At 47.4% G+C, this 6,165-nt stretch carries 10 protein-coding genes; 5 read left to right on the top strand and 5 right to left on the bottom strand.

Features of this window, described 5'->3' with window-relative positions:
• From C7K08_RS12240 to C7K08_RS12215, 5 genes are all read right to left on the bottom strand, one after another.
• Nucleotides 1-713: hypothetical protein (locus C7K08_RS12240; protein ID WP_206603850.1), on the bottom strand; the 713-nt coding region annotated here is incomplete at its 3' end.
• A 510-nt stretch (nt 714-1,223) separates the two neighbouring features.
• Complete coding sequence (locus C7K08_RS12230; protein ID WP_241537246.1) at nt 1,224-1,472, bottom strand: DUF2811 domain-containing protein; 249 nt, start codon at nt 1,470-1,472, stop codon at nt 1,224-1,226.
• Nucleotides 1,473-1,801: 329 nt separating this feature from the next.
• A complete protein-coding gene (locus C7K08_RS12225) occupies nt 1,802-2,164 on the bottom strand; it encodes a hypothetical protein (protein WP_106500869.1) in 363 nt (120 codons plus the stop codon).
• Between the two features lie 297 nt (nt 2,165-2,461).
• A complete protein-coding gene (locus C7K08_RS12220) occupies nt 2,462-2,827 on the bottom strand; it encodes an AbrB family transcriptional regulator (protein WP_106500868.1) in 366 nt (121 codons plus the stop codon).
• Nucleotides 2,828-3,002: 175 nt separating this feature from the next.
• Entirely contained in the window at nt 3,003-3,278 is a 276-nt protein-coding gene (locus C7K08_RS12215; protein ID WP_106500867.1) for a hypothetical protein, read from the bottom strand.
• A gap of 207 nt (nt 3,279-3,485) precedes the next feature.
• Between C7K08_RS12215 and C7K08_RS12210 the strand changes: the two genes are divergently transcribed.
• From C7K08_RS12210 to C7K08_RS12190, 5 genes are all read left to right on the top strand, one after another.
• The gene (locus tag C7K08_RS12210; RefSeq protein WP_106500866.1) at nt 3,486-3,713 is read left to right on the top strand and encodes a hypothetical protein; all 228 of its coding nucleotides are present in this window, start codon (nt 3,486-3,488) and stop codon (nt 3,711-3,713) included.
• A 77-nt stretch (nt 3,714-3,790) separates the two neighbouring features.
• Nucleotides 3,791-4,723 (top strand): major capsid protein, encoded by a 933-nt coding sequence (locus C7K08_RS12205; protein ID WP_106500865.1) that lies wholly within the window; start codon nt 3,791-3,793, stop codon nt 4,721-4,723.
• An 11-nt stretch (nt 4,724-4,734) separates the two neighbouring features.
• The gene (locus tag C7K08_RS12200) at nt 4,735-5,172 is read left to right on the top strand and encodes a hypothetical protein (RefSeq protein WP_106500864.1); all 438 of its coding nucleotides are present in this window, start codon (nt 4,735-4,737) and stop codon (nt 5,170-5,172) included.
• Complete coding sequence (locus tag C7K08_RS12195; RefSeq protein ID WP_106500863.1) at nt 5,172-5,489, top strand: hypothetical protein; 318 nt, start codon at nt 5,172-5,174, stop codon at nt 5,487-5,489. The genes C7K08_RS12200 and C7K08_RS12195 overlap by 1 nt, the downstream gene beginning before the upstream one ends.
• Nucleotides 5,482-6,165 (top strand): hypothetical protein (locus C7K08_RS12190; protein ID WP_206603849.1); only part of this gene is annotated, 684 nt, incomplete at its 3' end. The genes C7K08_RS12195 and C7K08_RS12190, both read left to right, overlap by 8 nt.

Genomic DNA, 6,165 nt, shown 5'->3' with positions numbered 1-6,165 from the left:
CCAATCAAGCTTATCAGGAATATCATCATCAAACTAATTACCACAATGAAAAATATTGCCTCATGCAGTCTTGTGTTTTCCATAAGTATTAATCCTCCACATAAAAGCCCAATTGCTGCATATGCCAGCCAGTATACTAATTTTACGAATGATGTTTCCCGAATTGTTTCAATTCGATTTACTAGCTTTAAGATAGCTGCCATTTCCCCTAGTAATCTTGCTTTTAGAGGAGGGTCTGATTTGAGTAAAATAGCTGCTTTAACAACTGCCCTATGGCAAGGATAATATTGCTTTAACAAGTCAGAGGTTGAAACCCGATTCAACAGCCATTCAACAATTGTTTCAGCAAAAAATGTTATCTCGGTAGCTGCAAAATATCCATCGCTATCTGGATATTGTATTGAAATTGCTTTAATTTCCAAGCTGAGTACTTCCAATCCAGTTGCCAGTTCAGCTGGTARTTTCTCACTCTCCTTGTAATCAGCAAGTACACCGTTAAGTAAAAAACCCAATAGGAAAACTGTTGACGCTACCAATGTTGTAAACAGTGGATTCAGCTGAATCACCTCCCACCCAAATCGATGGACTGCCACTTTGGCGGCAGCTATGAGTGCCACCAGTGAAAAAACGCGCAGTAGTAGTTTGATGCGTTGAAGGCGGGCCTTACGGAGGCGATTAGCGCCAAAACGTTCGAGATTTCCCAATGCAAACATGTGCTGGCGTTTAAATTAACCTATAGATTAGAACCAAAAAGCCATTAAAAACTGCTTTCTACATTCATTATTTGCGCTTACTTCTGGCAGCCTTTTCTGTGATGCTCATGACCGAGACCTAAGGATCTTGCTCCCTGCGCTTAACCTTCAATACACCTTGAGCTTATTCAAGGAAGAGTTGGATTACTTGAATAGGGGCTGGGCTGCTTGCGTATCCCCGGTGAGCGGCAGCTGCTAGGACAGATGTCACCTTTTGGAAGCGTKTTATGCMTWCYTTGCCAARKTTACTTWSAGGCTTGTTTGCTGGGTTGCTATTGGTTCATTAATCCAAATCAAAACAGGTTGTTTCCAGCAACGAATTGATCTGCTCCAGSGTTTTGGATATGAAGCTGAATGGCGGAGTGGGGTAATCAGGCCGGTATTTAACGGTGCTAAATAACGATTCGTAATAGGGATTGTTGTTTGAAACCCTTGGCCTAGAGAACGCCCCCCTTCTGCATTAAAAAGAAGTCACCTTTGTTGGACTTGTGCCTGGGTTTGCCGTGGCCGTTGGAATAAACCATTTAGGTAGTGCTGTACTACCGCTGGTTCCTTGCTGCCCTGCTGAAATAGGAATGCTGCCACCGACGCTTGGACCAGGCGGTATTGATCCCATTCAGGGTGTTTTTGGATAAAAACTGCCATTGCATTGAATAAATCTTCTGGAAATTCGTTTTCCACACTCACATGGGCTTGCATCAAATCTGGAGCCACAACCATTCAACGCACAAGCGATCACTGCATCCATCAGCGCACACCCGCCCTGCTGCCGTCAAAGCAGCCATAAAAAATGCATCGCTTGTATAAAAAACAACAAAATCAAGCAGCAGCAGGCCTTTACCAGTTTTTAAGCCAGCGCAAAAATCAGGCAATCACTTGCTTTTGCTTGCTGTCAAGGGGAAAGAGCTTTTCCCAGATGTCGCCTGCAATACCTGCTGCACGCTCAYAAAAGAGCCCTGCAGGCTGTGGAAAAACTGTTGAAAACTACTGGCCTGCTGTGAATTGCAGCTCTGTTTAGCAGTGCTGATCACTGCTGTTAACGGCTGCTTTTAAGTGCTGCTGCTCGGCTTTCGGATCGGGCCATCAAGGTCTGAGCGATAGCTAAGCGAGAGTTCTGGCAGCTGCTTTTTAAGGCTTGCAAGCAGCTGCTCTAGTACAGCTGTTGTTAGTGGTGCCCGATTACCCATCCCTTCTGAACTGCTGCAAAGCAATACGCATTTACCAGCACTGTTTAGTTCAACAAGGATCCGCACCAATAAATTGCTTTTACTAAGCATYRAGGCAATGCTGGCATTATGGGGATCAGGCCAGCACAACTGGGCATTTAATTCCAACGCTGAYTGCTCTAATGCCTGGGGGAGATCAGCAATAGCTGCCTCAGATAGCTCTAGTTGCATCTCTAGGCGGGCCATTAGCTGAAACAGACCTCACAGTTTTGCTTGGAAATTGAGCTGTTGGCGCTAGGTATGGACAAAATCTGATTCGTCAGATGGCATGAGATCTACAAGCACCTGATAGGGCGCGAACAGCACCTGCAATAAAGGCATCAGCGTGCTTGCTGCAATGCAAGATCAGCAGTTCTGGTGGCAAGAAACAAAAAATCAGGTTCCATCTGAATAATTAAATCCAGAAGGAACCTGAATAATTGCCTAGTAGCAAACGGCCGTTATTGCTTTTGCTACCGGCAAGTGGATTGAAGCGTTAACAGATCAATCTTCTTCTTCTTCTGTGCTTCCAACTGGCTTGAGGCGAATCTGCTTACGGCCAAGCTTGATATCAAAATCATCGCCGGGCTTTAGATCAAGCATTGCCGTGTAGGCCTTACCGATCAATAAATTGCCATTTCCTTGTACGGTTGCAACAAAGCTGAGCTTGCGGCCACCTTTACCTACCTGGCCGCCATCACCAAGGTTCACACCTTTAGCTTCTAGCAATGCCTCATAGAAGGCGGTGAAATTAAGCCTGTCGGAGCCATCCTTTTTTTTGCTTACGTAACCGCAGGATTTAACCAGAGCAGATTTAGAGCCGTCGCCAAATTCCTTAACAGCCGCCAGTAGTTCTGATCCAGTGAGCATGAGCTAATCGATTTGTTGCATCAATAACCTACCACTATGCAAGTAATAAACAAGASCTAAATAAAAGCTGCTGTTTTGCAAGCAGCAATTCAACTAGCGCAAAAAAAAGCGCCACCAAGTGGCCATGCTCTTAGTGGGGCAAGCATTAGTCGCTAACCCCAGTGGAGCACTAGTGCTAAWGGCTAGTGATATCCCAGATGCGTTGCCATTCAACTGGGCTGATTGCTGCTGCTTGATTTGCCTCAACGGCTTTATCAATTTCATCTACCCGCTTTAATATCGCTTCCATGGCAGGCAGCAGCTCTTCTTCTAGCAAGCAAAGCTCTTCTTCTCCATAGGGATGATCAATCCATAGGCGCTGAATCGGCTGCTGTTGTGAGTTGCGTAATACCGCTTGCAATGCCTTATGGCAGGAATCAATAAGAGCAAATGGATCGCTTTTAGTGGCCATTGAAATAGATGTGATGGGCGCAGCCCATAACCGCAGCGCAAGGCAAGGGTTGGCTAGAGGCCAACTTGCGCAGCCCTTGCCCGCTGCGGATCATGGAGCAAGCCAGCAAATCGCCTACGTGGGTCTTGGCTCTATGGGTATGTAAGTGCGGCAATTGGTTATRTGTATTACCTCGTTTTCTGGYAGCGCAGATCAACTGCAACGGTTGTGAATGCCACGGGTGTTGCTCAGGCAAGGCGTCTTGCTGCTAAGCAAAAGAAAAAGGGTTACGGCTCCATTGCTTCTGCGCAGCGGGCAGTAGCTGCTGATGTTGCTCTAATACGTAAAGGCAGTTGGGTGCGCAGGCGGCGTAATGGAACTAGCCCGCAATTTGGCAGTGCAAAACAAAAAGCAGCTGCTAGAAACTTGCGTAGTGCTTATCGCAGTTGGCTTTAGGGCCAATAGGGCCCTAATAGAGCTTGTCCACACGTGCCCTGCGGCAATAGCTAGGGACCAAGTGTTTTAGATCARCGATGGGCCTCACTCTTATTGAGGCAGCTAAGTATGAAAACCGGCTTGAGCATTTAGCAGTGCTTAAGACCTTTTCTGAGGGCGAACTGCTTGCCCGGCTGCCATTTATGAATATTGCCGGTAGCGGCCTTTTTTATTCTGCTGAACAGGAACTGCCTTCCGTTGGTTTCCGCGCTGTTAATGAGGGCTATAGCCAAAGTTATGGCGTTGTTGATCAAAGGGCAGAAGCAGTACACCTTTTTGGTGGTGACGTTGATGTAGATCGCTCGATMGTTGATTTGATGGGCCCAGAAGCAAGGGCAAGTCAGGTTGAAATGAAGGTGCGTTCTATGCGTTTAACGCTAGAAGCAACGGTGATCAATGGTGATAGCAGCGCMAATCCACGTGCTTTTGATGGCCTTTCAAAGCGTCTGCCACCAGGTGATGCAATGGCATTTGATAACAGCGCTAATGCTGCTGTTGGTGGTGCTGGCTTGAATTTTGATCGGCTTGATGAACTGATCGATTCTGTTAATGCCTATGGCGCTGGCAAGGTGCTGGTAATGAGTAAGGCGATGCGACGCCAACTAAATGGTTTAGCTCGTAATTCAATTGGTGGTGTGTATCAAACGAGCACAAATTCATTTGGAATGACGGTGCATCGCTACCAAGATTGCGACATCGTTACGGTTGATCGCGATGCCCAAGGCATCGAAGTAATGGGTTATGACGAAGCAGGTGGCACCAGTTCTATTTATTGCTGCACTTTTGGTGATCAAGGCGTRASWGGWTTGCAAGGACCTTTTCAAGGTCGTTATGGCATTTCAGTAAGGGATCTAGGTGAAGTRCCTGATGCWCCWGTATTTCGCACCCGCGTGGATTGGTATGTGGGCTTTGCTGTWTTGCAAARCCGMGCTGCTGGTCGTTTATTCAACATCAGCCCTGCTGGGGCATAAGGAGACACACCATGAACTATGGAAACGGCAACCCGTTAATCGATGCTGAAACCACCCTGGTGGGCTGGACAAACCGTAGTGCTATCCGCAATAGCGAACGCACTTACCTATCAGGAGAAGAGGTAATGCTGCAAACAAAACTTGATGCAGCATCTCGTTTTGCTCTTGTTGCAAATAACCCTGGCAGTGAAATGCCAATTGAAGTAAAGGTATCTTTTGCGCCCTTGCTGCGCGATGGAACTATTGGCACCTGGGTGGTTGCAACAACTGTTGCATTGCCATCAGAAGGTGGTCGGGTAGAAGCGTATTTGTGTGGTCACAACATCACGCTTGATGCAGCTGATCTAGCTGATCTGGACTTCCCTGCTGTTTGTTTTGCAAAAGCAGAGGTGCTACCAACAACACCAGAGGGAATGCACGTTGGATTAACCGCAACGATTGCTGCTTGATGACAGCTGAAAGTCCTGCACTCGGCCCCTTGGGTCTCGGCCCCTTGGGTCAGGTGCGTATTTATAAAGGTGCGCAGCACAGATTCATCTGGCCTGTACATCTCGCTGGCTGGCTCGAACTCGGCTGGACAACAGAACCAACGGTTACATCAGCTCCCCGCAAGAAACGTGTGAGCTCCACCCCCAGCCCCACAAACGAAAACCCYACAGGGGCCAACCCCAGTGGGGCAAGCACCATCTCGGCAACAGCAGATGAACCGYTACCTGTATTGGTAACGGACTTGCTGCTTGAACCAAGCGTGCCYACAGATGCMTGATCTCCGCTTACCAGAACTAACAACTGCTGGCGTTAGGCCAACGCAGATTCGTTTAGTCGTTCCTGCTGGTTGCCCTGGYGAMAATGTTTGGGTGCCACCAAATGAAGTAAAACGCTGGGAAAATATTGGYTACACKCGCGSTAATGTTCCSGCTGATAAATTAGAACTCTCATGGCTTGATATTCCAGCAAAGTTAAATGGTGTTTACTCTTATGTTATTGAGCTAATCATTAATAGCGCTGTAACACCAGCAAAAACAGTTGATATTAACTGGGGTGATGGCATAACTGAAACGCTTGATTGGGGTAACGGTCGCCATACGCACACCTACGCAGAAAGAAAAGAACATAAAGTAAAGGTGATATTCATAAAGGATGCAGAAGCAATTAGTGCGGAGCTCAAACTATCGCTTGCTGGCTGCTCAATCTGGCAACCACCATCTAATCCAGATTCTGGTGGTGGTGGCTCAGGTGGTGGTGGTATTGGCCCTGCTGTTCTTAAGCCATTAATTCCTGGCGTTGGCTTAGTTGGCAATAACTACGACGGCCAAACGCAAGAAACTTGGACTGTTGCCCGTTGGCTTGGCGGTACAAGTCATGGTGGTGTTCCAGCTGCTGATCCAACTGTTCCTGCTTTCCTTAAAAGTGATGGCAGCTGGGCAATGCCAGCAGGTATG

The sequence above is a fragment of the Synechococcus lacustris str. Tous genome (assembly GCF_003011125.1).
In the GTDB taxonomy this organism is placed as follows: domain Bacteria; phylum Cyanobacteriota; class Cyanobacteriia; order PCC-6307; family Cyanobiaceae; genus Synechococcus_D; species Synechococcus_D lacustris.
The sequence above is the reverse complement of the archived record's forward strand: the minus strand, read 5'-3'. Positions and strand labels throughout refer to the sequence as shown.